This is a genomic window from Pseudomonas sp. TE21394 (assembly GCF_054057835.1).
The window spans coordinates 1,250,587-1,276,159 of sequence record NZ_JBSRZR010000001.1; the positions used below are offsets into that span (position 1 = coordinate 1,250,587).

Genomic DNA, 25,573 nt, shown 5'->3' on the forward strand with positions numbered 1-25,573 from the left:
CCAGCTTGCAATCTGGCCGGGCACATTGCCCGGCCAGGCCCTGTAGAATGGCGGCAACCGTACCTGATCGAGATGACCCACTATGTATGACTGGTTGAACGCCCTGCCCAAGGCCGAACTGCACCTGCACCTGGAAGGCTCGCTGGAGCCCGAGTTGCTGTTCGCCCTGGCCGAGCGCAACAAGATCGCCTTGCCGTGGGCCGACGTGGAAACCTTGCGTGCTGCCTATGCCTTCAACAACCTGCAGGAATTCCTCGACCTGTATTACCAGGGTGCCGACGTGCTGCGCACCGAGCAGGACTTCTACGACCTGACCTGGGCCTACCTGCAACGCTGCAAGGCACAGAACGTCATCCACACCGAACCGTTCTTCGACCCGCAAACCCACACCGACCGCGGTATCCCCTTCGAAGTGGTGCTCAATGGCATCGACCAGGCGCTCAAGGATGGCCGCAAGCAACTGGGCATCAGCAGTGGCCTGATCCTCAGCTTCCTGCGCCACCTCAGCGAAGACGAAGCCCAGAAAACCCTCGACCAGGCATTGCCGTTCCGCGAAGCGTTCATCGCCGTTGGCCTGGACAGCTCGGAAATGGGCCACCCGCCCAGCAAGTTCCAGCGAGTGTTCGACCGCGCTCGCAGCGAAGGCTTCGTCGCCGTCGCCCACGCCGGTGAAGAAGGCCCACCCGAGTACATCTGGGAGGCCCTGGACCTGTTGCAGGTCAAGCGCATCGACCACGGCGTGCGCGCTATCGAGGACGAGCGCCTGATGCAGCGCATCATCGACGAGCAGATCCCGCTCACGGTGTGCCCGCTGTCGAACACCAAGCTCTGTGTGTTCGACCACATGAGCCAGCACAACATCCTCGACATGCTCGAGCGCGGCGTAAAAGTGACGGTCAACTCGGACGACCCGGCGTACTTCGGTGGCTACGTCACCGAAAACTTCCACGCCTTGTATACCGACTTGGGCATGAGCGAAACCCAGGCCCGTCGCCTGGCCCAGAACAGCCTGGATGCGCGGTTGGTCTGAATGAATGGCGGCGTTGCGGTCAACCGACCTGCAACGTCGGCACGCGGGCAATGCGATTGATCTGCTGGATGCCCAGCGCTGAAATATGCAAAGCCCGTGTGTCTTCGGCCTCGCGCATCCAGCCGGATTGAAGGAACAGCCTGAACAAGGCCTGCCCCAACACGCCACCCAGATGCGGCCCCTGGTCGTTGCGCTCGGTGCAGTGGCAAATTACACAGCCACGTTGCTGGTGGGGCGCCAGCGCATCGATATAGACCCCCACCAGCGCCAACTGCGCCCGCCCTTCACCGCTGACCATCAGCTGTCGACCACTGCCCTCCAACCAACCGGCGACCACCAGGCGGTGATACAGCTCACTGGCCAGCTCCCCGCCCAGATGATCACCACAGCGGCGCGCCCGGCGTACCGACATTGGCAAGGTAGCCACCGGTGCCTTGGCCTGCGTCCCCTTGGCACTTTCCAGCTGGACACTGGCCAGCGCCTCCACTGCGGCCCCGACCTGCGGCGTCGCCAAGCGAAAGTAGCGTTTGCGGCCCCGCGCTTCATGCCGGAGCAAGCCGGCAGACGACAACAGGGAAAGGTGCGCGCAGGCCGATGACGAGGTAAGGCCGGTCATCACCGCAAGCTCTTTGGCCAAACGTGGTGTGCCATCGATCAATGCCCACAACATGGCACTGCGCTTGGGGTCGGCCATCAGGCTGGCGATCTGGCTGATACTGCTGGCTGCGTTCATGTCCCTGTAACTCCCTGCAAGTTCACTGTGTGGATGCGATGGCCAACCCTGGCAGGGAAGCGCCTCTCGCTGGCACTGGCCTGGTTCGCCAGTATAAGCCGCAAAAAACGCCACTCAGGCAGCCCTGCCGCGGCGGCACCTCCCCCGAAAACAACTGGGTAGGGGTACCCATGGCGAACCGTGAACAAACCTGCACATCCACCCCAAGCCGCGCGCTGAAACAGCCGGCTTGCACACCCTGTTGGTCAGGGAGTTCCCACGGTAGAAACACCAGACACAACTTCGGATGTGCCCGACAGTTGCCTTCCACAAATAACGCAAACCAAAGCGAAGGTTCCACGGGCTCATGGGCGTTGCGCCCCAAGGTGAAAAAGGACTGGCGAACCAGCCTGCCCAACCGTCAGTCAGGACGCTGTTGCAGGTCATGGCAGGCGGAAGGGGCAGCGCTACACTACAGCGGCTGTTTCCCTGTGGAGGTATGCCGCGATGAAAATTGTCGTCAGTCCGTCGAGCCGAAACCCGGCCTGCCCGTGGCAGGTCCAACTCGATCAGCACGTGGTCAGTTTCCGCAGCGAGGCCGAAGCGCGTGCCTTCGTCGCCACCCTGGAAACCCGCCTCCAGGCACCTCACCCGCTCATGCGGGAGCCGTGGCCTGCAAGCGCCGGGTCAACAGCGCGACACTGACGACCAGTGCGCCGCACAAGCCGATTACCAACGCCATCGGTACCGCACTGCCGTCATGCAGCAAGCCGACCAGCGCCGCCGCGCCGGCAGCGACACTGAACTGCAGACAGCCCATCAGCGCCGAGGCACTGCCAGCCCGCGCGCCCTGCCCGCTCATGGCGCAGGCCGACGCGTTGGGGATGATGCAGCCGAGGCTGGCGATGCAGATGAACAATGGCACCAGCAGCGGCCACAACTGCGCCGGGTGCAGCGCCGCCACGCCCAGCAGCACTAGGCCAGCCGCCAGGTACAGCCAGACCGCCCGCGCCAGCAGGAATGCCGGCCCACGTTTGGCCAGCAAACGGGCATTCACCTGCGCCACGAGGATGAAACCGGCAGCGTTGGTGCCGAACAACCAGCCATAATGCTCGGCCGGTACGCCGTAGAGCTTGATGAACACGAAAGGTGAACCGGCAATGTAGGCAAACATGCCGGCAATCGCTATCCCACCGGTCAGGGCATGGCCGAGGAACACCCGGTCAGCGAACAGGCGCAGGTATTGGCGCAGGGCGCCAGACAGTGGCTGGCGCGGCATATGCTCGGGCAAGCTTTCCGGCAGGCCCAGGCCGACTGCCAGCAGGCAACCGGCACTGAACAGGCTCAGGGCGAGGAAGATCGATTGCCAGCCGGCCATGTTGACCAGCACACCGCCCAGCATGGGCGCCAGGATCGGCGCCAAGCCCATGACCAGCATCAATTGCGAAAAGACCTTGGCCGAGGCCACCGGGTCGCACTTGTCACTGACGATGGCCCGCGACAGCACCATGCCGGCGCAACCGCCCAGTGCCTGGACAAAGCGCGCCAGCACCAGGGTGTCGAGGTTGGGAGCATAGGCACAGGCCAGCGACGCCAGGGTGAACAGGGTTACGCCGAACATCAGCGGTTTACGCCGACCAAAGCGGTCAGCCACCGGACCGTAGGCCAGTTGGCCGATGGACAAGCCGAGGAAATAGGCGGCCAAGGTGGTCTGGACGTGTTTTTCATCGGTGGCGAACGCCTGCGCCATGGCCGGGAAGGCGGGCAGGTAGAAGTCGATCGCCAACGGCCCGAACGCACTGAGTGCACCCAGGATGAGCACCATTCGCAGGTTCATCAGGAATCCATAGCAGGCTAAGCAAGTAATTGATTCTACCTGCTATGCACCCCAGTACGAAAACATTTGCAACAATCTGGCCTGTTCAAAGCGGCCCGTGCAGGAGCTGTCCATCGCGACGAAAGGCACTCCCGCAACCTCCAGCATGGGCCCGATCACGCCACTTCGGCTTGATAGCCTTCTTCCCGAATGGCGCTGAGGATCTGCTCCTGCGCCAGCTCGCTCTGCACCCGTACCTGCCTGGCCACCAGGTCGACTTCCACCTCGGCCGCCGCATCCTGCTCCTGCACGGCCCGAGTCACGGCTTTCACACAGTGGCCACAGGTCATGCCTTGTACATTGAACACTTGCATGGGGGTTACCTCCTTCAGTTTTCGTCAGTCTCAAGCTTGCCACCGGGGCAAGGTCAAGTCCTGCCGACAACTGCCGGGGTGGAAATCCGCGCGCGCGTCGGCCAAGCTGCGCCTTTGATGATCAGGCAAGCAGGAGATTCTTCATGTTCAGGGCAGTATTGGGCGTCGTCGGGCTGTTGAGCACGCTGTCTGCGGTGCCACCGGCCAGCGCCGAGGGCAACGCGGACTACAGCGTACTGATCATTTCCCGCGAGCGCCTGGAAGTGGCCACCAGCTGCGAAATCGGCATCTATCTCAACGACCAGCTCTCCGGACGCGTATTCCAGGAGCAGTCCACCTCGTTCAACCTGCCAGCAGGCCCGGTGGACGTGCGCCTGCGCGTACTGCCTGGGCAAATGCCGGGCTGCGCGCCGGGTATCGAGGACCAACGCAGCACACGATTGAACCTGCAAGCGGGCCAGATCAACAAATACCGCATCGCCATGGGGCAACATGGACTGGAGTTGCAACGAGCCGGCCTGGGCTATTGACCTTACCCGCGTGGCAAGGTTGATGCTGGCGGCATGCCCAAGGAGGAGAGCCCATGCCCGCATCTACCATTTATGACCTGCCGATCACCGGCATGACCTGCGCCAGCTGTGTTGGTCGGGTCGAGCGCGCCCTGCGCAAGGTCACCGGCGCCGAGCAGGTCAGTGTCAACCTTGCCACCGAACAGGCGCGGGTCCAGGCCCCGGCCAACAGCCTGCCGGCCCTGGTCAATGCCGTACGCGACGCCGGCTACAGCGTGCCCACCCGCGCCCTCGAACTGCAGATTGGCGGCATGACCTGCGCCAGTTGCGTCGGGCGTGTGGAGCGTGCTCTCGCCAAGCTGCCAGGTGTGGAGCAGGTCAGTGTCAACCTGGCCAGCGAACGGGCACACCTCGCAGTGCTCCCGACCGTCGACGACAACCTGCTGATCGACGCGGTGCAGAAGGCCGGCTACAGCGCCAGCCTGCCGCACACGGCCAGGGACGACCAAGCTGTCGCCCGACGGCGCTTGCGCAATGAACGCCTGGCCGTTGCTGCGGCCCTGTTGCTGGCATTGCCGCTGGTGCTGCCCATGCTGCTGCAACCTTTTGGTGTGCACTGGATGCTACCTGCCTGGGTGCAGTTCGTGCTGGCCACGCCTGTGCAGTTCGTGCTCGGCGCCCGTTTCTACGTGGCGGCCTGGAAGGCCGTGCGTGCCGGCGCTGGCAACATGGACCTGCTGGTGGCGCTGGGTACCAGTGCCGGCTACGGCCTGAGCCTGTACCAATGGGCGCAGGCTCCGGCGGGCATGGCGCCGCACCTTTATTTCGAAGCCTCGGCCGTGGTGATTGCCCTGGTGCTGCTGGGCAAGTACCTGGAAAGCCGTGCCAAACGCCAGACCGCCAGCGCCATCCGCGCCCTCGAAGCCCTGCGCCCGGAACGTGCGGTGCGCGTAGTCGATGGCAGGGAAGAAGAGGTAGCCATCGCCCAGCTTCGCCTCGGCGACCTGGTGCTGGTCAAGCCTGGCGAGCGCTTCCCGGTCGACGGCAGGGTCGAGGACGGCAGCAGCCATGCCGATGAAGCATTGATCAGTGGCGAAAGCCTGCCAGTACCCAAGCAGCCTGGCGACAGCGTCACCGGCGGTGCTATCAATGGTGAAGGCCGGTTACTGGTACGCACCCAGGCGCTCGGCACCGAGACCGTGCTGGCACGCATCATCCGCCTGGTGGAAGACGCCCAGGCCGCCAAGGCCCCGATCCAGAAGCTGGTCGACCGGGTCAGCCAGGTGTTCGTCCCGGCCGTGCTGGTGCTGGCACTGATAACCCTGGTCGGCTGGTGGCTGGCCGGTGCGTCACTGGAAACAGCATTGATCAATGCTGTTGCCGTGCTGGTCATCGCCTGCCCCTGCGCCCTCGGCCTGGCCACCCCTGCCGCGATCATGGCCGGCACCGGGGTCGCCGCCCGCCACGGCATCCTGATCAAGGACGCTGAAGCCCTGGAGCGTGCTCATGCGGTCAGCCGCGTGGTGTTCGACAAGACCGGCACCCTCACCTCCGGCAGCCCTCGGGTAGTGCACAGCCAGGCGCAGGCAGGCAGCAGCGCCGACCTGCACCGCCTGGCTGGCGCCCTGCAGCGTGGCAGCGAACACCCGCTGGCCAAGGCGGTGCTGGCCGCCTGTGCCGAACAAGGGTTGGAGCTACCCAGCGTCAGCGACAGCCAGGCGCTGGCCGGACGTGGCATCGCCGGGCGCGTGGAAGGCCGCGAGCTGGCTCTTGGCAACCGTCGGCTGCTCGACGAAAGCGCCCTGCCAGCCGGTGACCTGGTCACCCAGGCCCAGGCCTGGGAAGCCGAAGGGCGCACCCTGTCGTGGTTGATCGAACGTGGCACGCAGCCCCGTGTGCTGGGCCTGTTCGCCTTTGGTGACAGCCTCAAGCCCGGCGCCGCGCAGGCGATCGAGAAGCTGCATGCACAAGCCATCAGTAGCCACCTGCTGACCGGCGACAACCGCGGTAGTGCCAAGGTGGTGGCCGACGCGCTGGGCATCGACGATGTGCATGCCGAAGTGCTGCCGGCCGACAAGGCGGCGACCGTGGCTGCCTTGAAGCGCGACGGCGTGGTTGCCATGGTCGGCGACGGCATCAACGATGCGCCGGCGCTGGCCGCCGCCGATATCGGCATTGCCATGGGCGGCGGCACCGACGTGGCCATGCAGGCCGCCGGCATTACCCTGATGCGTGGTGACCCGCGCCTGGTGCCAGCCGCACTGGAGATCAGCCGCAAGACCTACGCGAAGATCCGCCAGAACCTGTTCTGGGCGTTCATCTATAACCTCATCGGCATCCCGCTGGCCGCGCTGGGTTACCTCAACCCGGTACTGGCGGGCGCCGCCATGGCCCTGTCCAGCGTCAGCGTGGTGAGCAACGCTTTGTGGCTGAAGGCCTGGAAACCCACCCGTGATACCCAGGAGGCTTCATGAATATCGGCCAGGCCGCCCGGCGCAGCGGGCTCAGTACCAAGATGATCCGTTACTACGAGTCCATCGGCCTGCTCAAGCCCGCCACGCGCAGCGACAGCGGCTACCGCCTGTACCAGGCGGAAGACTTGCACAGCCTGGCATTCATCAAGCGCTCCCGCGACCTGGGTTTTTCTCTCGAGGAGGTCGGCAAGCTGCTGACCTTGTGGCAGGACCGCCAGCGCGCCAGCGCCGATGTGAAAGCGCTGGCCCTGCAACACATCGATGAGCTGAACCGGCGTATCGAGGAGCTGGTGAGCCTGCGTGACACCCTTGGCGAGCTGGTTTCGCACTGCCATGGCGACGACCGCCCGGATTGTCCGATCCTCAGAGACCTGGCAAATGGCGCTGCAGGCAGCTGTTGTCACTGATTACCGGCGCTTTGGTATGCCATATACGTCAGACACGACCGAATAGACACCAACCGCGACATAGCCCCATAAACACGGGTATTTTTCCTACATTAAACCCGGACGCTGCCGATGCAGTTATTACCTGCTTCGAGTAGCAACAATAAAAACCGGGGGCGTCGATGAGCATCAAACAGAAACTGACTTGGGCATTCGCGGTCATTGCCGGCTTGCCCATCGTCCTGGTGGCCACCTTGGTGGTCCTCAACCTGCGTGGCGAGGCACGCGACGGGTTCCTGGACGGCAGCAGCCGGGAGATCCGCCAGGTCAGCAACGCGATGAACATCTTCTTCCAGGGTATCAACCAGAACGTCGAGTACATGGCATCGCAGCCACTGGTCGCCGCCACTGGTAGCGAACTGAACAAGTACATGAGCGCGACCCCATCCTATGAACTGGGCGACCAGGCCAGCAAACTGTTGGAGTTCATGACCCGCCTGGCTACCTCGCACCCCGCCTATGCTTACCTGTCCTACGGGGTGAATGACGGTGGTTACGTCGGCTGGCCGGCCGGGCAGAAGTTCGTCAATTACGACCCACGCACCCGCCCCTGGTACCAGTTGGCCATGGCCAACCCTGGCAAGACCCTGCGCACCGAAGCCTACTACTGGGCACCTGACGACGCCGTGCTGGTCAGTACTGTGCGTACCGTGGCCAACCAGCTGGGCAACCCCGGCGGCGTGGTCAACGTCGACGTCTCGCTCAAAGGGCTTACCGAGATCGTGCAGCAGATCAAGCTGGGCGACAGCGGCTACGTGCTGCTGGTGGAAAACAACGGCAACGTGCTGGTCGACCCGCGTGACGCCAAGCACAATTTCAAGCAGCTGGCGAGTTTTGGCGACGGCTACGCCGAGCTGGCCAAGCATGGCAAGGGGTTGGCCGAAGTGGAGCTTGGTGGCGTGCGCTACATGGCCAACATCTACCCGGATGAACAGCTGGGCTGGACCTTGATCGGCCTGATCGAGCAAAGCGAAGTGATGCAGACCACCACCCGCCTGACCTGGCTGATCGGCATCGTCGCGCTGGTACTGGCGGCGCTGTTCGCCGTGGTAGGGGCGACTTTCGCCAAGCTGATCGTGCGGCCGATCAACAGCGTCACCAGCGGCCTGGAAGACATTGCCCAAGGTGAAGGTGACCTGACCCGCAACCTTGAAATTCGCGGCCGCGACGAAACCGCACAACTGGCCAGCTGGTTCAACCAGTTCCTCGGCGCCATTCGCAGCCTCATCCAGCACATCGGGGCCGCAGCCGGCAAGATTCTCAGCACATCGACCAGTTCGACCCGTGTGTCCAGCGACATGGCCGAAGCAGCGGGCCGCCAACGCGAAGCCGTGGACATGGTCTCTACCGCTTTCCACGAAATGGTCGCCACTGCCAACGAAGTGGCGCGCTCCTGCAGCCAGGCGGCACAATCGGCCGACAGCGGCCAGCAGCAGGCCCGTGAAGGCCAGCAGCAGATCGACGCAGCGGTGCACAGCGTCGACCGCCTGAGCCAGGAGATCGAGCAGTCGGCGCAGTCGATCCAGCAACTGGAGCGCGACAGTAATGCCATCCAGTCAATCCTGGGTACCATCCGCTCAATTGCCGAACAGACCAACCTGCTGGCCCTCAACGCCGCCATCGAGGCGGCCCGCGCCGGTGAGCAGGGCCGCGGCTTTGCCGTGGTCGCCGACGAAGTGCGGGCGCTGGCCAAGCGCACCGCCGATTCCACCGCCGAGATCGACGGCCTGCTTGGCAACCTGGCCAGCCGCACCGCCGAAGTGGCCGCGCAAATGCACGCCAGCCTGGAAGTGTCGCAACAATCGGTAAGCCGCATCGGCATGGCCCGTGACAGCTTCGGGCAGATTCGCGAATCGGTGGACGTGATCCGTGACATGAACACCCAGATTGCCACGGCGGCCGAGGAGCAGCATCAGGTCGCCGAGGACATCAACCGGCACATCAGCCAGATTCACGGGGATGCGCAGCTGGTCGCCGAACTGGCCCAGGCGGCGCGGGTGGATTCGGAGAGCCTGGCCGGGTTGTCCAACGAACTGGATGCGCTGGTGCGCAGGTTCCGCACCTGATGCCTTGCCGGCACTGGCTGCTTAGCGGAATCACCCGCGAGCAGTCAGTACCGGCGACCGACAATCAGAGTTTCAACTCACCCGGTGTCGCACCGAACAACTGCTTGAACGCCGCAATGTAGGCTGAAGTGGAATCATAGCCACAGCCCAACGCCGCCTCGGTCACATTCTCCCCCGCCTCCAGCAACGCCAGCGATGACAACAGCCGCATGCGCTGGCGCCAGTTACGAAAACTCAAGCCCGTTTCCCGTTGGAACAGCCGCATCAGGGTCTTTTCCGAACAGCCCAGGCGGCGCGCCCATTGCTGCAATGTCTGCGGCTGCTCCGGGGCAGCGATCAAGCCGTTGCACAATGCCAGCAACCCCGGATGGCGCGGTAACGGCAGTGAGAAGCCCACCTCGGGTAGCGTGCGCAACTGGTCGAGCAGCACCGCCACCAACCGCGCTTCGGCGCTGTCGCCTTCCGGGTAATCTGCCGGGAACAGACAGAACTGCTTGATCAGTTCGCGCGCCAACGGTGTCACCTCCAGCACCCGGCATCGCTCCGGTGCCCACGCGCAGGCGTCACGGCGCACATACAGGCTGCGCATTTCGGCCTGCATCGAGGTGACCACTTCATGTTCGGCATCGGCAGGTATCCACACCCCCCACTGAGGCGGGGCGAAGTAGCTGCCTTCTTGGGTATAGACGCCTAGAACACCGCTGATGGCGTAGGAAAATTGCACCCAGTCGTGCTGGTGACGAGTGGTCCAGGAGCCAGCGCCAAGGCTTTCGGCGCGGGCATACAAAGGCCTGGGCAGGCGAGCCAGCGCCGGGATGGCACGGGGTTGTCCGATAGTCGGCATGGCGGTTTCTTGTAGTTCCGAACAGACAAGCCTAACAGCTCGTTCACCGCTCGACGATGACCGTCACCCCCTGCCCGCCCGCGGCACAGATCGAAATCAGCCCTCGTCCTTGACCCGCCTGCGCCAGCAGCTTCGCCAGGTTGGCCAGAATCCGCCCACCGGTCGCCGCGAACGGATGCCCGGCCGCCAACGAACTGCCCTTGACGTTGAGCTTGCTGCGCTCGATTGCCCCGAGCGGTGCATCCAGCCCCAACCGCTGACGGCAATAATCGGCATCCTCCCAGGCCTTCAGCGTACACAGCACCTGGGCTGCAAAGGCTTCGTGGATTTCGTAATAGTCAAAATCCTGCAAGCTCAACCCGTTACGCGCCAGCAGGCGCGGTACCGCATACACCGGCGCCATCAGCAGCCCCTCGCGGCCAGTGACGAAATCCACCGCAGCCGTTTCGCCATCGACCAGATACGCCAGCACCGACAGCCCTTGCTGCGCCGCCCACTCCTCAGTGCCCAACAGCACCAGCGAAGCACCGTCGGTGAGCGGTGTGGAGTTACCGGCCGTCAGCGTGCCCTGGCCGCTGCGGTCGAAGGCCGGCTTGAGCCTGGCCAGTTGTTCAAGGCTCAGGTCGGGGCGCAGGTTGTTGTCGCGGGTCAACGCCAGGAACGGGGTCAGCAGGTCATCCTGCCAGCCTTCGGCGTATGCAGCGGCCAGCCGCTGGTGGCTGAGCAACGCCAGCTGGTCCTGCTCGGCACGGCCGATGTGCCAGGACTGGGCCATGCGTTCGCAGTGCTCGCCCATCGACAAGCCGGTACGCGGCTCGCCATTGCGCGGCAACTCGGGTTTCAGATGGTGGGGGCGCAGCTTGAGCAGCGGCTTGAGCCGTTCACCCAGGCTTTTGCCACGGTTGGCCTGCAGCAGGATGTGGCGCAAGCCTTCGTTGACCGCAATCGGGGCATCGGAGGTAGTGTCCACGCCACCGGCAATGCCGCAGTCGATCTGCCCCAGGGCAATCTTGTTGGCCACCAGCAGCGCCGCCTCCAGCCCGGTGCCACAGGCTTGCTGAATGTCATAGGCCGGCGTTTGCGGTGACAGGCGCGAACCCAGCACGCATTCACGGGTCAGGTTCATGTCGCGCGAGTGCTTGAGTACAGTACCAGCGACCACTTCGCCCATGCGCAGCCCATGCAGGCGGTAGCGCTCGATCAACCCCTCGAGCGTGGCTGTCAGCATTGCCTGGTTGCTGGCCGTGGCGTAGGCACCATTTGAGCGGGCGAAGGGAATTCGGTTGCCGCCCAGGATCGCGACCCGGCGAGGTGAACGCATGCGCTGATTCCTCCTGAAACAATTTGATCCGTACAGCCTAGGTGTTTTTACCGCATTCGAACGACCTTGGCACAAACTTGGTCCACACTTTCAAGCTTGCCTTCCGGGAGACCACTCATGAGCGATCGCTACCTCGGCTTTGCCAATTCCAACCTTGGCCGCCGTCTTGTGGATGCCCTTGGCCTGCCGCACCCGGCTCCGCTGGAGCGTTGGCAGGCCGGCCGCCTGCGCCCGGTCGAGGGTGCCCTGGTGTTGGGTGGCGGGCCCCTGGCGAGCCAGGTCGAAACGCTTGCGCCGCGCCTGACCGACACGCTTTACAGCTTCAACACCGACGCCCTCCAGGCCGAGCCCTGGGTGGCCGGCCTGGGGCCGAAAATCAAGGCGGTGGTGTTCGACGCCACGCATTTGTCCGACAGCGATGCATTGAAGCAGTTGCGCGAGTTTTTCCAGCCACTGCTGCGCAGCCTGGCGCCTTGCGCCCACGTGGTGTTGCTGGGGCGCGCGCCGGAAAGTCTCGATGACCCGCTGGCCAGCATTGCACAACGGGCCCTGGAAGGCTTCAGCCGCTCGCTGGCCAAAGAACTGCGCAATGGCGCGACCGCCCAGCTGCTGTATGTCGCCCCCGGCGCAGACCACCAGCTGGAAGGCGCACTGCGTTTTTTCCTCTCGCCGAAAAGCGCCTTCATTTCCGGCCAGGTGCTGCGCCTGGAAGCCTGCGCCAGCCAGGTCGAGGACTGGACCCGGCCGCTGGCGGGCCGCCGTGCGCTGGTGACCGGCGCCGCACGCGGCATCGGCGCTGCGATTGCCGAAACCCTGGCACGGGACGGCGCCGACGTGCTGTTGCTGGATGTACCGCAGGGCAGCCAGGACCTCGACGCCCTGGCCGCGCGCCTGGGGGGCAAGGCGCTGGCGCTGGATATCTGCGCGGGTGACGCGGCGAGCCGCTTGCTCGCAGCCCTGCCGGACGGCATCGACATCGTGGTGCACAATGCCGGCATCACTCGCGACAAGACCCTGGCCAACATGACCCCGGAGTACTGGGATGCGGTGCTGGCAGTGAACCTCAAGGCACCGCAGGTACTGACCCAGGCGCTGCATGAGCACGGCGCCCTGGGTGAGAACGCGCGCATCACCCTGCTGGCTTCGGTCAGCGGCATCGCCGGCAACCGCGGGCAGGCCAACTATGCCGCCAGCAAGGCCGGGTTGATCGGCCTGGCCCAGGCCTGGGCGCCGCGCCTTGCCGAGCGTGGCGGCAGCATCAATGCCGTGGCCCCCGGGTTCATCGAAACCCACATGACCGCCGTCATGCCCATGGGCCTGCGCGAGGCCGGGCGACGCTTGAGTTCGCTGGGCCAGGGCGGTCGCCCGCAGGACGTCGCCGAGGCCATCGCCTGGCTCAGCCAGCCCGGCTCCGGGGCGATCAACGGCCAGGTGCTGCGCGTTTGCGGCCAGGCTTTGATGGGAGCCTGAACATGAGCCGACACTGGCACGACCTGCACAGCCCGGCTTCGCGCGCCAGCCTGTACCTGCGCGCCGCCAGCAAGCGCAAGATCAGCGGTGACCGCCTGCCGGGCGATGGCCTGCGCAGCCTCATCCACGTCCAGCCGGACAACCTGGCGGCCTATCGGCGGCTGTGCCATTTCGCCGACGATGGCCGGCTGCCGGCGGCTTACCCTCACGTGATGGCGTTCACCTTGCAGTTGCAATTGATGACCGCCGACGATTTCCCCTTCCCGCTGTTGGGCCTGGTGCACCTGCATAATCGCATCGAAGTGCTGCGCCCGCTCGGCGCTGTCGAAGCGCTGCGCTTTGCGGTGTATACGGACAACCTGCAACCCCACGCCAAGGGCGCCACCTTCGACCTGGTCACCGAAGCCGAAGACGGCATCGGCCTGCTCTGGCGCGAGAGCAGCCGCATGCTGGTGCGTGGGCTCAAGCTCGAAAGCGAGGCGGATGTGCCGGTCGAGGACGAACCGGCTGGGTTGCCGGAGGCGACCCGCTGGTACGCTGACAGCGATATCGGCCGGCGTTATGCCAAGGTCTGCGGGGATTACAACCCGATCCACCTCAGTGCCGCCAGCGCGCGACTGTTCGGCTTTCCCACGGCCATTGCCCATGGCATGTGGAGCAAGGCCATGGCCATGGCAGCCTTGCGTGGTCATCTGCCGCACAGTGGCTATGCCTTCGAGGTGGGGTTCCGCAAGCCGGTGCGGTTGCCGTCCGAGGTGGTGCTCGGTGCCAGTGAGGCGGGGCCGCAGGGCACGCTGCGGCTGGACGGACATGGCAACGTGCTGCATATGGTCGGGCGCTGGGAACCCTTGTAGGAGCGGCCTCGTCTGCCTTGGTGGAAACGCTTGCTTTGCCTCGGGCCTGCGCTGAAGCTATGCAGCACTAGGAGACCCCGATGAACCTGCAAGAACTCACCCAACGGCTGCACCACATCCGCGACAACAACGACTGGCGCGGCTTCCACAGCCCGAAGAACCTGGCCATGGCCGCCAGTGTCGAAATGGCCGAGCTGGTGGAAATCTTCCAGTGGCTGAGCGAAGACCAGTCGCGCCAGCTACCCGCCGACAAGCTGGCCCATGCCGGCCAGGAAATCGGTGACGTGGTGCTCTACCTGTTGCTGCTGTGCAGCGAGCTTGGCCTGGACATGGACCAGGTGGTGCGGGCCAAGCTGGCCGACAGCGAGAGGCGCTTCGCCCGATGAACGACCGTCACTTCGATGAACTGGCCACCCGTTTTGCCGAGAAGATCTATGGCGGCGCCAAAGGCGCCATCCGCCTGGCCGTGCTCCAGGCCGATCTGGCCGAGGCCTTGCCCGACCGCCCCCTGCGTATCCTCGACATTGGCGCCGGGCTGGGCCACATGGCCTTGTGGCTGGCACAGCGCGGCCACCAGCTGACCCTGGCCGAACCCGCAGCGCCGATGCTCGATGGCGCCCGGGCACGCTTTGCCGAAGCAGGCCAGGCGGCCACCTTCATCCAGGCCCCTTGGCAAGACCTGCTCGGCCAGCTCACCGAACCCTACGACCTGGTATTGTGCCATGCCGTGCTCGAATGGCTGGCCGAGCCGGAAAGCATCCTGCCCGTGTTGCACCAGCTCACGGCTCCTTCCGGGTGGCTGTCGCTGGCTTTCTACAACCGAGACGCGCTGGTCTATCGGAACCTGCTCAAAGGCCACTTCCGCAAGTTGCGCAGCAACCGGCTGGAAGGTGAAAAACAGAGCCTTACGCCACAAAAACCACTTGATCCGCGCCAGCTCAGGGCGCAACTTGATCCTGAGTGGCAGGTGGAAAGCGAAAGCGGCGTGCGAGTGTTCCACGACTACATGCCCAGGGAATTCCAGGGCAAGGCCGAGTTGCTCGACCTGCTGGAAATGGAACTGGCCTATCGTCGCCATCCCGGTTTCGCCGGGCTTGGCCGTTACCTGCACTGGGTTTGCCGCCCCCGCTGACTAACCCGTCGGAGGACCACATGCCGTACCGTCTGTTGTGCCTGGCACTGCTGCCGCTTGCCTTGGCTGGCTGCCAGGGCAGCAACCCGTACGTGGCCAGCAGCCGCCCGTTACCCCCTGCCCCGGCCCAGGCGGCCACTACCTTCGATGCCAGTGCCTACCCGGCGCCTGCGCGTGATTATGGGCACTACCGCAGTTGGAGCTGGCGCAACGGCCAGTTGCCCAACGGCTCGGCGGATACCGACCCGGCGCAACTGGCCGATGCCGTCAGCGGCGCGCTGGACCAGCATGGCCTGCGCCCCGCCCGGGGCGGCCCTGGCGACTTGCTGGTGAGTGCTGACATACGCCTGGAAAAACGCTTGCGCCAGGTGCGGGACTACGATGCCTACGACCCCTATTACGGCCCGTACCCCTACGGCGGTGTCGGCTACGGCGGTTACCGCAATGGTTATGGTGCCTATGCCAGCGTGCCCATCGTACGGACCTACGAAGTGCAGGTGATGGTGGTACGCATCGACCTGTACGACGCCCGCAACGGCCAGCCGGTATGGAGTGCCAGCGCCGAAAGCGGCAGCGACAAGGACTCGCCGCGTGAACGCGAAAGCGCCTTGCGCAACTCAGTGTACAAGGCGCTCAGCGGCTATCCTCCCAGTTAATGCCTAACGGAGAACCATCATGTTGCGCCGTCTCGTTCTACTGTCATTCGCGTTGCTGCTGGCGGCCTGTTCCAGCAATAACGTCCAGCAGGATTTCGACGCCAGCCGCGATTTTGCCGCCTACCGCAGCTGGGCATGGCAGGAACCGGGCCTGCAGTATCGCCCCGACGACCCACGAATCAAGAGCGACCTGACCGAGCAGCGTATTCGCCAGGCGGTCGCCGACCAGCTGGACCAGCGCGGCCTGCGCCCGGTTCAAGGTGGCGCGCGTCCCGACCTGGCCGTGCGCGCCTACCTGATCGTCGAACAGCGCCAGCAACAGATCACCACCAACTACGGCGGTGGCTGGGGCGGCTACTGGGGTGGCTACTGGGGCGGGCCCATGTACAACGAAACCCGCAGCGTCGACTACAAGGTCGCCACCATCCAGATCGACCTGTTCGACGGGCGTGACGGCAAGCTGGTTTGGCGCGGCAGTGCCGAGCAGATCATGAACAACTACCCGCCAAGCCCGGAGGAACGCAACAGCGCCATCCGGAGCACCGTGGCCAAGGTGCTGGGCAACTATCCACCCGCCAGCAGGAAGTGATGCATGGCCGGAACGGGCAAGCCGGCCACTGCAGGTCTATCTTCACTTAAGGAAACCTGACTGACCGGGTAGCTGTGTTCAACATTGGGAAAGGCGACCTGCCAATGCAAAGCATTGTTCTCCTGCTGTGGCTTGCCTTGTGCTCCGAACAGGATGTGCGTCAACGCCAGATCTCCAACCTGCTGACCCTGGGCGCGGCAACCAGCGCCCTGGTGTGGCTGTTCGCCACTGGCCGCAGCTGGATCGGCGCCGAGCCCAGCGATGCCGGCTGGGCCCTGGCCATCGTCATGTTGCTGACCCTGCCCGGCTACATGCTCGGCCGTTTCGGCGCCGATGACGTCAAGCTGATGGGTGCCCTGGCCTTGGCCACCAGCCCGCACTATGTGCTCGGCACCTTCATCGGTGCCGGCGTCAGCGTGCTGGTGTGGTTGCTCACCCGTCGGCGCCTGTGGACCCTGCTCAACCCCAAGGTGAAAAAGCGCCTGCAGGCCCTGACCGAGGAAATGGGCGACAAGCAGGCGTTCGTCCCCTATGTGCTCAGCGGTTTTCTTCTGACTGCTGTATGGATCCAATGAGCAATCTCTTGGTCCGATACCTGTACAGAAGTTGTACAAAATCGCTCCCCACGTCTATTTTTACCTTGCCGCAGCGTCTGGCCCGGGAGCAGGACCGTATAACAACAGGGAGTCGATTGTGTCCAGAGCATTCAGCGAAGTGAAAATATTGGTGGTCGATGACCAACCCGTGATCGTCGAGCAACTGTGTGAGTTTCTCGAAACCCAGGGTTATCACTGCCTGCCAGCCCATTGCGCTGATGATGCCATAGAACACTATCAGGCCGACGAGGCCATCGGCCTGGTCATCTGTGACCTGCACATGCCTGGGCGAGACGGTGTCGACCTCGTCCGTGCCTTGAAGGCACTGGGCGGGCAACGTATTTTCGAAGCCATCATGCTCACCGGCCGCGCAGAAAAGCAGGACGTCATCCGTGCGCTGCGTGAAGGCTTTGCCGACTACTACCAGAAGCCCATGGATTTCGAAGAATTGCTGGAAGGGGTGCGCCGGCAGGAAGAGATCGTGCTGGAGCGCCAACGCAGCTTCCGCGACCTGGGCGGGTTGAACCAACGCCTGCAGGAGCTGGCCGAATCGGTGGACGAGTTGTACCGGGACCTGGAGAAGGCCCGAGGCCAGGGCGTGCACCGGCGCGCCAACGATGTCGAAGAAAACGAAAGCGAGCTGCCAGCGGCATTCGAGAAGCTGTCACCGCGCCAGCTGGAAGTGGCGCGGCTGGTGAGCACGGGCAAGACCAATTACCAGATCGCCTGCGAACTGGGCATTACCGAAAATACCGTGAAACTGTATGTGTCGCAGGTGCTGCGCCTGACCCACATGCACAACCGCACGCAGTTGGCGCTGGCGCTGACGCCCAGTTCATCACCGATCCACCAGCGCTTCACCGCTCATTGAGTCCAGCACTACTCGCTGACCTGGAACGCCACCCGCGCCGTCTCGCCGCTTTCATCCAGCGCGCTGATTTCGGCCTGACCGACCTGCTGGAAGCGGACCAGCAAGCTGTCCTGGCCCAGGGTCTCGCCCAATGGCTGGCCGTTGAGGAACCACCAGCGCCGGCCGCCGCCGCCCAGCGCCGACACATGCAGCTGCAACGGCTCGCTGCTGGTCGCCGGACGACGCAGGTTGTCGCCTGGACGCACCCCCACGATCGACAGCGGCGGCGCACTGGCCGGCACCTGCGGCGGGCAGGCCGGGTCGATGGCAGGCAGGCGCGCCGCACGCCGCTCGACACGAGGCAGCCAAGGTTCCAGCGGGGCCGGCCACAAAGCGATGTCGCGGGCCTGGGCGCCCGGGCAACTACCGTCCACGCGTAGCCCTTGGTCATTGACCCAGACGTTTTCACGCAGGCCCAGGCCGAGCGGCTGGTCGGCCGCCTGCAGGGTGGGCGGTGTAGTGCCGTCCAGCGTCCAGGCGAAGCGCTGACGTCGGCAATTGGGGTCATGTCTGTTCAATGGCTGACCCAGCGGCCAACAGATCGCCGCCACGCCGACATTCGCCGGTACCCGCTCGACCGGCACACTGATGCCACGCTGGCTGTCGCGGTTGCTCAGCAAGTCGTGCACCTGCAGCATCAGCGGCGCCGCCGAGGCCAGGCCGAACTGCCCGGGCACTGGCGTGCCGTCGGGTCGGCCAATCCACACACCGATCAGGTAGCGTGGGCCCACGCCGATCGACCAGGCATCGCGGAAGCCGTAACTGGTGCCGGTCTTCCAGGCCAGTTGCGGACGTTGCACCAGCTCGGCATGCGGGTCGCGGTCGGGACGCGCCTGCCCGCTGAGGATGCGCCGGATGATCCAGGCCGCCCCGGGTGACAGCAGGCGCCGTTCCAGCAACGGGTCCTGCGGTTGCAGGCGCACCCGCGCACTGTTGCCACCCCGTGCCAACGCGGCATAGCCACCCACCAGGTCTTCCAGGCGGCTGCCCGCACCGCCGAGGATCAACGACAGGTTGGGCTCGGCCAAGGGCGGCAAGGTCAGCGGCATGCCCGCCATGCGCAACTGCGCGGCGAAGCGTTTCGGGCCGTAGGCTTCGAGCAACTGCACGGCCGGCAGATTGAGCGAAAGCGCCAATGCCGAACTGGCCGAGACCGGCCCGCTGAAGCCCATGGAGAAGTTGCCGGGGCGGTAGTCGCCATAGCGCCGCGGCACATCCTGCAGCAGCGACTCGGAATGGATCAGGCCGTCATCCAGCGCCATGCCGTAGAGAAATGGCTTGAGCGTGGAGCCTGGCGAACGCAGCGAGCGCACCATGTCGACATGCCCGAACCGGCGCTCGTCGGCGAGGTCTATCGACCCCAGGTAGGCGCGCACCGCCATGGTCTGCGCCTCGACCACCAGGATGGCGGCGGAGGTCCGCTCCGGCAGCCGGGCGCGCCAGCCCAGCAGCAGGTCTTCAAGGCGCCGCTGCAACGCGGCGTCGAGCGTGGTGCGGATCAGCGGCGGGCTGTCGGCGCTGTTCAGGCGCCGCGCCAGCAGCGGCGCCAGGGCCGGCTCCTGGCGTGGCGCCAGCACCAACGGCTCCTCGGTTGCCTCGCTGATTTGCCGTTCCGGCCATACCTGGTATTCGGCCAGGCGTTGTAACACCTTGTCACGGGCACGCTGGGCACGTTCGGGGTGGCGGTCCGGGCGCAGGCGGCTGGGTGCCTGCGGCAGCACGGCCAGCAACGCCGCTTCTGCCGGGGTCAGGTGCATGGGCGACTTGCCCAGGTAGGCCCAGCTCGCAGCGGCAACGCCCTGCAGGGTGCCACCGAAGGGCGCGCGATCGAGGTAGATCTGCAGGATCTCGCGTTTCGACAGATGCCACTCCAGCTGCGCGGTACGCCACAACTGGCGCAGCTTGCCAGCCAGGGTGCGGTCATGCGGGTCGAGCAGGCGCGCCACCTGCATCGACAGCGTGCTGCCGCCCGACACCACCCGCCCGCCGCGCAGGTTGAGCCAGGCGGCGCGGGCCAGGGCCAGCGGGTTGACCCCAGGGTGGCGGTAGAACCAGCGGTCCTCGTAGGTCAGCAGCGCCTGCAGGTACAACGGCGAAACCTCTTCGGGGCTGACCGGATAACGCCACACGCCATCGGCGTCGGCAAAGCGCCACAACGGCGTGCCATCCTCGGCCAGCACCACCCGCGCCAGGTCATCGCCAGGCATGGGCAGCGGCCACAGGCGGTCGGCCAGCCACAACAGACCGAGCACCATCAGCATGCCTGGCACGGCAACGCGCAACAACCTGCGCGCACGGCCACGTGGCCGCGTTAAGCTTGGCATCGGGAACCGACCTGGCCAGGTGATGGCCAAAGGCTTGGGGACGGTAACCTCGCCGATTCGTTCATCAGGAAGCAACTATGCATGTAGAAGGTTTTTTCGAGTGGCTGGGCCAGGCACTGGGCTCGTTGATACGCTTCATCGTCGACATATTCAGCGGCTTGTTCAATCTGCTGGCCAACGCCGGTGGCAATTTCATCGATGGCCTGGCCCGCACCTTGGGCATGGATACCTCGTTGCTCAGCATTCTCGCCCTGATCATCGGGCTGATGCTGCTGTACTCGGCAATCCGGGCGTTCATGCGTGCCTCGATCATCCTCGGGATCATCTGGCTGGTCTTGGGTTTATGGGTGATGAGCTGGGTGATTCACTGATTGATGCACCGATCGTGTAGGAGCGGCCTTGCGTCGCGATCGGGCGCGCAACGGCCGCACAACCTGGCGACGCGGTCTATCTGCCGTTTCGCGTACGCAGGCAATGGGGCCGCGTTGCGGCCCTTTCGCGGCACAAGGCCGCTCCTACACCAGACCGCATCGCCCTAGCGGGCTCTGACGGTCATTTCCCCTTGCCCATCGCCCACGGCCTGCAGGTTAGGCCGGTACATCGACTCGACCTGCGGCGGGGGTACGCGGTAGGTACCCGGAGTTACCGCGCGCGCCAGGTACAGCAGGTGGGTGGTGCCGTAGCCATCGAGCTTGAGCGCGGCGACGTAGCGGTCATCACGGTACTCCTGATGCACCAGGCTGGCGTTCTGCATCGAATCGCGCCACTCCTTCACCGCGCTGCTGGCGTTATCCAGGCTGGCGGCGCTCTGCGCCAGGTTCTGGTTTTCCAGTTCCAGGCCAGCCGGCAGCAAATCCACTACCAGCGCATCCGGCACCGGGCTGTCAGCCTTGAGCGCCAGGTGCACCAGCACCAGATCACCACTGCGCAGGCCGTGCAGGTCCAGCGGCTGGCCATTCATGCCCAGGTACTCACGACGGATCTGCATGCCGTTGCCACCCGCTGGCTGTGCCTGGCGCGGGTAACCCGACAGGGTCAGTTGCTGGTACAGCGTCTCGCTGCCCTGGTTCTGTACAGTCAGCGGCGAGGCCAGCAGCGGGCCTTCCAGCTTCATGCCGGACTCGGCATTGTTGAACTCACGCACCTCACCAGCGCTGTCCAGACGTGCCTGCCACTGGCCTTCCGGCTTGCCCAGCAGGCCACGGCCAGCCAGGAACAGCGCATTGCGTTCCTGGGTTGACAACCAGCGGTTGGCTGCCAGCTCGTCGGACAAGGCGAACAGCCGCTGGTCGACCTTGCTGCTGGCCATGTCGTTCTCCTGCAGCAATGCCAGGATCAGCGCCTGGTCACGCAGCGAGCTGCCGTAATCGGCCATCCAGCCCTTGCTGCGGCTGATGGCCAGGCCAGCCTGCAAGGCTTGGTTGGCGCGTGGCTTGTCGCCCATCTTGTCCAGTGCCACCGCCAGCTGCACCAGCGGCAGGCCAGAGCGAGCATCGGCGCGGCGTTCGAACAGGCCACGCAGGGCGCCCAACGGCGCCTGCTGGCTACGCGCCAACACCAATGCGGCGTAGGCCTGAACGGCAAAGCGGGTGTGCTCGGCGTTGTCGCTGTAGTCGACTTCGATCAGGTTGCGCTCCTGTACATAACGCAGGAGGCGCTCGCTGGCCTTCTTCAGTGCTTCAGCCGGTACGCCGTAACCCTGATCACGGGCACGCAGCAGGAAGTCGGTAACATAGGCGGTCAGCCAGTACTCTTCTTCGCTGTCCGAGCTCCACAGGCCGAAGCTACCGTTGTAGCGCTGCATGCCCAACAGGTGCTCGATACCCATTTCGATCTTGCGCTTGCGCACATCCGCCGGTTCGCCCTTGATGCCCAGGCGCTTGAGGCTGTCGGCGTCCGCGTACAGCGACGGGTACAGGCCACTGGTGGTCTGCTCCAGGCATCCGTACGGGTAGGCTTCGAGGGCACGGATCTGCTCGCCCAGGTTCAGCGGCGGCCGGCTCGACAAAGCCAGGGTGGCTTCCAGGCCGGCAGGCTCGAAGGCGGCCAGGTCCGCTTCAGGCAGGCTCCACGGCTGGTCCTTCAAGGCCACACGGTAATGCTTGAGCATCGCCGGGTAGGCCGGGCGCACGCCCAGCGTCCACTCACGCTCGAACGCGCCGGTCGGCTCGTTCGGCAGTTGCAGGCCCGTGACCCGTACATGCACCTTGCCCTGGCCCAAGCCACCCTGGGCCTGTACCGGGATCATCAGCGTCGAGCGCTGGCCCTCGGCCAGGGTGACGTTCTGCTGGGCACTGGCCGCCAGGCTCAGCTGGCCTTCGGTAGTGATTTCAACGTTCAGCTGCTGGGCACGGCCAGACAGGTTGGACAGGTCCAGCGCCAGGCTGGTGCGGTCACCACCAGCGAGGAAGCGCGGCGCCGAAAGCTCGGCAATCAGTGGCGCGGCGACCACCGTCTTGCCTTCAGCCATGCCGAAATGTTCCTCGGTCCAGGCCTGGGCCATCAGCCGCAGCTCGCCGTTGAAATCGGGAATATCGACCGTGGCCTGGCCCTCGCCCTTGTCGTCGAGGGTCACCGGCAGGCTCTGCTGGGCAACGATGGTCACGGTGGTATTGGGGCGTTTGCCGCCCTTGGCCATCGCCGCGTCACCGCCGAACGCCAGGCTGGCCAGGCGGCCTTGGCCGGCTTCGATCAACTGGCCGTAGATATCCAGCTGGTCGGCACCATAGGCCTTGCGCCCGAACAGGCTGGCGAACGGGTCGGGGGTCTTGAAGTCGGTGATGTTGAGGATGCCCACATCCACCGCCGACAACAGCACACGCACCTGTTTGGGAATACTGCCATCGGCGTTGGCGGCCTTGACCTTGACCGTCAGCGGCTGTTTCGGGCGCATCTTTTCCGGGGCCTGCAGGCTGACCGCCAGCTTGCGCTCGGCACGGTCCAGCGGCAGGTGCAGCACGCCCACCGCACGTTTCGGCGTGGCATTGGCCTTGCGCTCACCGGGGCGGATCACCAGTGCGCTGATGTACAGGTCATGGCGCGCCCACTTCTCGTCCAGCTCCACGTCAAAGGTCTTGCCTTCGGCGGGCACGTCGATTTCCTGCCACCACAGCGGGCCGTCGCTCGACTCGATCATCAGGTAGCCACTGCCGGCGGCCGGCGGGGTAACGGTGACCTTCGCGGTCGCGCCGTCGGCATAGGATGGTTTGTCCAGCGCCAGCTTGACCTGGTCCGGGCGCACCGCGCCGCCTTCGGCGTTGTCCTGGGCACGGTAGCCAGCCCAGAAGCGCTCGCTCGACACCAGGCCGGTCTGCGGGTCTTCCACTTCGACGCGGTACGGCCCCCATTCAACCGGGAAGCTCAGCTTGGCGGTGGAGCCGGCCTTGACGCTGACGGTCTCTTCGCTCTGGGTGAGGAACTTCTCGTTGTAGGCGTAGCTCCAGCCATCGTTTTGCGAGTAGTTCCAGTAATAGTCACGGCGCTCGCGGATCAACCGCACCTTGAGGTCCTTGGCGGCCAGCTTGTTGCCGTCGCGGTCGGCCACCAGGAACTCGAATTCCACCGGCGCGTCACTGTCGGTTTCCTCACCGTCGAACAGGCCACGCAGCCCTGGCAGGCGCTCGGCCGGCCAGATGGGTTGTTCCAGGCGCCGGGTAATCGGCCGGCCACCCGACTCCTGCAGGCTGGCCTGCACGGTCAGTTGCAGCGGCGAGCGGGCTTCAGCCCAACGGCTTTCGATTTCGACCACGGCCTTGCCGGCCTGGTCGAGGGTGACCTCGTCCAGCTCCAGGTCCTGGTTCAGCTCGGTTTCAGTGACCGAGCCGAACTGGTAGCCGGGTAACGCAGGTACCGCCTCGCGCAGCGGGCGGACATAGGCCTGGCCGCTCAGGCGATTGCCGGCTGCCGGGGCACCGTAGAGATAACGACCATTGACCCGGATGCGCGCATTCTCGTCAGGCGACAGCGGTGTACTGCTGCCCTTGAGCTCCAGCGCCAGGCGCTCAGGCAGGAAGTCTTCGACAAGGAATTCATGCACCTGCTTGCGCCCGCCGCCGAGGTCCAGCAACAGCTGCCAGCGGCCGGTCGGGGCCTCGGTGGCCAGTTGTAGCTGATACTGGTAAAGGCCATTGCTGTCGGCCTCCCAGACGAACTTGCGGCTGACCTGCTCATCAGGTCGGCGCACTTCCACGCTTACCGGCTGGGCTTTGACCGGCTTGCCGTCCTGGTCGCGCAGCAGGCCATTGAGCAGCACGGTTTCGCCTGGGCGGTACAGGTCACGTGGGCCGAAGATGAAGAACTGCAGCGGGTTGGCCTGGGGCCCGGTGATATCGAACTCGGCCAGGTCCAGCGCCGCGGTATTCAGGCGCAACAGGGTGGTGTGCACGCCCTGGGTGGCGATCAGGGTGTCGGCCTTGGGCGTGATTGGCAGTTGGGCGTGACCATCGCCATCGGTGCTGGCCTGTGCCAGCAGCTTGCCCTTGTCGTCATGGATTTCCAGGTTGACCCCGCTCATCGCCTTGCCGCCTTCCAGGGCCTGGGCGAACACATCGAGGCGGTCGCGGTAACGGTGCGCGGACACGCCGATGTCGCTGAGCGTGAACAACGTCGCCGGCTGCGAGTAATCGTAGGTGCCCGAGGCCCGCATCACCGCCAGGTACACGCCTGGCTCCTGCAGCGGCTTGATGCCGGCGATCGGCAGCAGCACGGTCTCGCGGGTGTTGCGCGTGGGGTTGAGATCGAAGCGGCCGCTGTAGACCAGTGCGGCCATGTCCAGGGTCTCCTTGGACTGGTAGTAGTACAGGCTGCTGTTACGCCCCCAGTTGGCCAGGAAGGTCGAGAGCATTTCCGGCTTGACCCGGAAGAACTCGACATCGACCTTGTCCACGTTCAGGGCAATCACCGGCAGGCCCTCGGCCAGACGCGTGGGCAGCAGCGAACCGCGGCTGGCGAAGCCGATGGTCGGCTGCATGTCGCGGGTTTCCAGGCGGGTGATCGACTCCTCTTCCAGCTGCTTGCCGTTGACCGCCAGCAGGCCCTTGTCGACGGTCAGCACCAGCTTGCGCTGCGGCTCAAGGTGGCGCAGGCGCAGCTCCATCTGGTTGTCGGAGAGCTCCCAGGCCCCTTCGAGCTTGCCTTTGACGGTATCGACCAGCTGCACCTTGGTGGCCAAGTCCTGCTTGGCGTCCAGCGGCACGGAAAAACTGACCGACAATGTTGCAGCGCCATCGAGCTGCACTTCGGATACATCCAGTACCGTGAGCTCGCGGCCCTCGTAGCGTTTGGCGAGCTTGGCCGGGTCTTCGCGCTGGGCTACCGGGGCAGCAGCGGGTGCGCTGGCTGCAGGTTTTTCGGCCGGTACAGGCTTGTCCGGTGTCGAAGAGTCACAAGCACTGAGCAAGGCCAGCGCACAGGCCAGCAACAATCCTTTGTTGAGCATGGAGTAGAAACTC

22 protein-coding genes and 1 pseudogene are annotated in these 25,573 nt (G+C 65.0%); 16 read left to right on the forward strand and 7 right to left on the reverse strand.

Going from position 1 to position 25,573, the window contains the following annotated elements:
• The first annotated feature begins 82 nt into the window (after positions 1 to 82).
• A complete protein-coding gene (locus ACVWZT_RS05825) occupies positions 83 to 1,030 on the forward strand; it encodes an adenosine deaminase (RefSeq protein ID WP_296235553.1) in 948 nt (315 codons plus the stop codon).
• Between the two features lie 19 nt (positions 1,031 to 1,049).
• On the opposite strand, the gene ACVWZT_RS05830 is transcribed toward ACVWZT_RS05825, so the two are convergent.
• The gene (locus tag ACVWZT_RS05830) at positions 1,050 to 1,763 is read right to left on the reverse strand and encodes an ArsR/SmtB family transcription factor (RefSeq protein ID WP_296235552.1); all 714 of its coding nucleotides are present in this window, start codon (positions 1,761 to 1,763) and stop codon (positions 1,050 to 1,052) included.
• A 486-nt stretch (positions 1,764 to 2,249) separates the two neighbouring features.
• On the opposite strand from ACVWZT_RS05830, the gene ACVWZT_RS05835 reads away from it, so the two are divergent.
• Complete coding sequence (locus ACVWZT_RS05835) at positions 2,250 to 2,447, forward strand: hypothetical protein (RefSeq protein ID WP_296235551.1); 198 nt, start codon at positions 2,250 to 2,252, stop codon at positions 2,445 to 2,447.
• Here the strand turns inward: ACVWZT_RS05835 and ACVWZT_RS05840 are convergent.
• Together ACVWZT_RS05840 and ACVWZT_RS05845 are read right to left on the reverse strand one after the other, a co-directional pair.
• Entirely contained in the window at positions 2,398 to 3,579 is a 1,182-nt protein-coding gene (locus ACVWZT_RS05840) for a multidrug effflux MFS transporter (protein ID WP_457468555.1), read from the reverse strand. The two genes, ACVWZT_RS05835 and ACVWZT_RS05840, sit on opposite strands and share 50 nt — an antisense overlap.
• A 155-nt stretch (positions 3,580 to 3,734) precedes the next feature.
• Entirely contained in the window at positions 3,735 to 3,932 is a 198-nt protein-coding gene (locus tag ACVWZT_RS05845; protein ID WP_296235549.1) for a heavy-metal-associated domain-containing protein, read from the reverse strand.
• A gap of 143 nt (positions 3,933 to 4,075) precedes the next feature.
• Here ACVWZT_RS05845 and ACVWZT_RS05850 point away from each other — a divergent pair, with 143 nt between their 5' ends.
• The 5 genes and pseudogenes from ACVWZT_RS05850 to ACVWZT_RS05870 all read left to right on the forward strand — a co-directional run bounded on the left by ACVWZT_RS05850 (position 4,076) and on the right by ACVWZT_RS05870 (position 9,427).
• Positions 4,076 to 4,462: a hypothetical protein gene (locus ACVWZT_RS05850; RefSeq protein ID WP_296235548.1), complete on the forward strand. Its 387-nt coding sequence runs from the start codon at positions 4,076 to 4,078 to the stop codon at positions 4,460 to 4,462.
• A gap of 53 nt (positions 4,463 to 4,515) precedes the next feature.
• Entirely contained in the window at positions 4,516 to 6,915 is a 2,400-nt protein-coding gene (locus tag ACVWZT_RS05855) for a heavy metal translocating P-type ATPase (RefSeq protein ID WP_457468557.1), read from the forward strand.
• Positions 6,912 to 7,322, forward strand: coding sequence for a Cu(I)-responsive transcriptional regulator (gene cueR / locus ACVWZT_RS05860; protein WP_296235546.1), 411 nt, complete (start codon positions 6,912 to 6,914; stop codon positions 7,320 to 7,322). The genes ACVWZT_RS05855 and cueR overlap by 4 nt, the downstream gene beginning before the upstream one ends.
• Positions 7,323 to 7,681: 359 nt before the next feature.
• Positions 7,682 to 8,569, forward strand: a pseudogene (locus tag ACVWZT_RS05865) (cache domain-containing sensor histidine kinase); the annotation flags it as partial.
• 129 nt (positions 8,570 to 8,698) lie between these two features.
• Positions 8,699 to 9,427: a methyl-accepting chemotaxis protein gene (locus ACVWZT_RS05870; protein WP_437179865.1), complete on the forward strand. Its 729-nt coding sequence runs from the start codon at positions 8,699 to 8,701 to the stop codon at positions 9,425 to 9,427.
• Positions 9,428 to 9,491: 64 nt separating this feature from the next.
• Here the strand turns inward: ACVWZT_RS05870 and ACVWZT_RS05875 are convergent, their stop codons facing one another.
• Both ACVWZT_RS05875 and ACVWZT_RS05880 read right to left on the reverse strand, forming a co-directional pair.
• Positions 9,492 to 10,271 (reverse strand): AraC family transcriptional regulator, encoded by a 780-nt coding sequence (locus ACVWZT_RS05875; protein ID WP_296235544.1) that lies wholly within the window; start codon positions 10,269 to 10,271, stop codon positions 9,492 to 9,494.
• A 43-nt stretch (positions 10,272 to 10,314) separates the two neighbouring features.
• Positions 10,315 to 11,592, reverse strand: a complete 1,278-nt coding sequence (locus ACVWZT_RS05880; RefSeq protein ID WP_457468560.1) for an acetyl-CoA C-acetyltransferase — start codon at positions 11,590 to 11,592, stop codon at positions 10,315 to 10,317.
• A gap of 117 nt (positions 11,593 to 11,709) precedes the next feature.
• Between ACVWZT_RS05880 and ACVWZT_RS05885 the strand changes: the two genes are divergently transcribed.
• From ACVWZT_RS05885 to ACVWZT_RS05920, 8 genes are all read left to right on the forward strand, one after another.
• Complete coding sequence (locus ACVWZT_RS05885; RefSeq protein ID WP_457468562.1) at positions 11,710 to 13,062, forward strand: 3-oxoacyl-ACP reductase; 1,353 nt, start codon at positions 11,710 to 11,712, stop codon at positions 13,060 to 13,062.
• A 2-nt stretch (positions 13,063 to 13,064) separates the two neighbouring features.
• A complete protein-coding gene (locus tag ACVWZT_RS05890; protein WP_296235541.1) occupies positions 13,065 to 13,916 on the forward strand; it encodes a MaoC family dehydratase in 852 nt (283 codons plus the stop codon).
• A gap of 80 nt (positions 13,917 to 13,996) precedes the next feature.
• A complete protein-coding gene (locus ACVWZT_RS05895; protein WP_296235540.1) occupies positions 13,997 to 14,302 on the forward strand; it encodes a MazG-like family protein in 306 nt (101 codons plus the stop codon).
• Positions 14,299 to 15,048, forward strand: a complete 750-nt coding sequence (locus ACVWZT_RS05900) for a methyltransferase domain-containing protein (RefSeq protein ID WP_296235539.1) — start codon at positions 14,299 to 14,301, stop codon at positions 15,046 to 15,048. Before ACVWZT_RS05895 ends, ACVWZT_RS05900 begins: the two co-directional genes overlap by 4 nt.
• Positions 15,049 to 15,068: 20 nt before the next feature.
• Positions 15,069 to 15,704: a DUF4136 domain-containing protein gene (locus ACVWZT_RS05905; protein ID WP_457468565.1), complete on the forward strand. Its 636-nt coding sequence runs from the start codon at positions 15,069 to 15,071 to the stop codon at positions 15,702 to 15,704.
• Between the two features lie 19 nt (positions 15,705 to 15,723).
• Entirely contained in the window at positions 15,724 to 16,293 is a 570-nt protein-coding gene (locus ACVWZT_RS05910; RefSeq protein WP_457468567.1) for a DUF4136 domain-containing protein, read from the forward strand.
• 104 nt (positions 16,294 to 16,397) lie between these two features.
• On the forward strand, positions 16,398 to 16,868 hold the full coding sequence (locus ACVWZT_RS05915; RefSeq protein WP_296235536.1) for an A24 family peptidase: 471 nt from the start codon (positions 16,398 to 16,400) through the stop codon (positions 16,866 to 16,868).
• A gap of 118 nt (positions 16,869 to 16,986) precedes the next feature.
• Complete coding sequence (locus ACVWZT_RS05920; RefSeq protein WP_296235535.1) at positions 16,987 to 17,760, forward strand: response regulator transcription factor; 774 nt, start codon at positions 16,987 to 16,989, stop codon at positions 17,758 to 17,760.
• Positions 17,761 to 17,768: 8 nt separating this feature from the next.
• On the opposite strand, the gene pbpC is transcribed toward ACVWZT_RS05920, so the two are convergent.
• A complete protein-coding gene (gene pbpC, locus ACVWZT_RS05925) occupies positions 17,769 to 20,123 on the reverse strand; it encodes a peptidoglycan glycosyltransferase PbpC (protein ID WP_457468570.1) in 2,355 nt (784 codons plus the stop codon).
• Positions 20,124 to 20,200: 77 nt separating this feature from the next.
• Between pbpC and ACVWZT_RS05930 the strand changes: the two genes are divergently transcribed.
• Positions 20,201 to 20,494, forward strand: a complete 294-nt coding sequence (locus tag ACVWZT_RS05930) for a hypothetical protein (protein ID WP_186678853.1) — start codon at positions 20,201 to 20,203, stop codon at positions 20,492 to 20,494.
• Positions 20,495 to 20,658: 164 nt separating this feature from the next.
• Here ACVWZT_RS05930 and ACVWZT_RS05935 read toward each other — a convergent pair whose 3' ends face one another.
• On the reverse strand, positions 20,659 to 25,560 hold the full coding sequence (locus ACVWZT_RS05935; protein WP_457468572.1) for an alpha-2-macroglobulin family protein: 4,902 nt from the start codon (positions 25,558 to 25,560) through the stop codon (positions 20,659 to 20,661).
• Positions 25,561 to 25,573 lie beyond the last annotated feature (13 nt).

Coding starts and splice junctions, on each gene's coding strand:
- ACVWZT_RS05870 (WP_437179865.1), top strand. CDS start 8,699: ATGGTCTCTACCGCTTTCCACGAAATGGTCGCCACTGCCAACGAAGTG.
- ACVWZT_RS05935 (WP_457468572.1), bottom strand. CDS start 25,560: ATGCTCAACAAAGGATTGTTGCTGGCCTGTGCGCTGGCCTTGCTCAGT.
- ACVWZT_RS05855 (WP_457468557.1), top strand. CDS start 4,516: ATGCCCGCATCTACCATTTATGACCTGCCGATCACCGGCATGACCTGC.
- ACVWZT_RS05900 (WP_296235539.1), top strand. CDS start 14,299: ATGAACGACCGTCACTTCGATGAACTGGCCACCCGTTTTGCCGAGAAG.
- ACVWZT_RS05875 (WP_296235544.1), bottom strand. CDS start 10,271: ATGCCGACTATCGGACAACCCCGTGCCATCCCGGCGCTGGCTCGCCTG.
- ACVWZT_RS05895 (WP_296235540.1), top strand. CDS start 13,997: ATGAACCTGCAAGAACTCACCCAACGGCTGCACCACATCCGCGACAAC.
- cueR (WP_296235546.1), top strand. CDS start 6,912: ATGAATATCGGCCAGGCCGCCCGGCGCAGCGGGCTCAGTACCAAGATG.
- ACVWZT_RS05885 (WP_457468562.1), top strand. CDS start 11,710: ATGAGCGATCGCTACCTCGGCTTTGCCAATTCCAACCTTGGCCGCCGT.
- ACVWZT_RS05840 (WP_457468555.1), bottom strand. CDS start 3,579: ATGAACCTGCGAATGGTGCTCATCCTGGGTGCACTCAGTGCGTTCGGG.
- ACVWZT_RS05830 (WP_296235552.1), bottom strand. CDS start 1,763: ATGAACGCAGCCAGCAGTATCAGCCAGATCGCCAGCCTGATGGCCGAC.
- ACVWZT_RS05905 (WP_457468565.1), top strand. CDS start 15,069: ATGCCGTACCGTCTGTTGTGCCTGGCACTGCTGCCGCTTGCCTTGGCT.
- ACVWZT_RS05845 (WP_296235549.1), bottom strand. CDS start 3,932: ATGCAAGTGTTCAATGTACAAGGCATGACCTGTGGCCACTGTGTGAAA.
- ACVWZT_RS05880 (WP_457468560.1), bottom strand. CDS start 11,592: ATGCGTTCACCTCGCCGGGTCGCGATCCTGGGCGGCAACCGAATTCCC.
- ACVWZT_RS05850 (WP_296235548.1), top strand. CDS start 4,076: ATGTTCAGGGCAGTATTGGGCGTCGTCGGGCTGTTGAGCACGCTGTCT.
- ACVWZT_RS05915 (WP_296235536.1), top strand. CDS start 16,398: ATGCAAAGCATTGTTCTCCTGCTGTGGCTTGCCTTGTGCTCCGAACAG.
- pbpC (WP_457468570.1), bottom strand. CDS start 20,123: ATGCCAAGCTTAACGCGGCCACGTGGCCGTGCGCGCAGGTTGTTGCGC.
- ACVWZT_RS05825 (WP_296235553.1), top strand. CDS start 83: ATGTATGACTGGTTGAACGCCCTGCCCAAGGCCGAACTGCACCTGCAC.
- ACVWZT_RS05910 (WP_457468567.1), top strand. CDS start 15,724: ATGTTGCGCCGTCTCGTTCTACTGTCATTCGCGTTGCTGCTGGCGGCC.
- ACVWZT_RS05890 (WP_296235541.1), top strand. CDS start 13,065: ATGAGCCGACACTGGCACGACCTGCACAGCCCGGCTTCGCGCGCCAGC.
- ACVWZT_RS05835 (WP_296235551.1), top strand. CDS start 2,250: ATGAAAATTGTCGTCAGTCCGTCGAGCCGAAACCCGGCCTGCCCGTGG.
- ACVWZT_RS05930 (WP_186678853.1), top strand. CDS start 20,201: ATGCATGTAGAAGGTTTTTTCGAGTGGCTGGGCCAGGCACTGGGCTCG.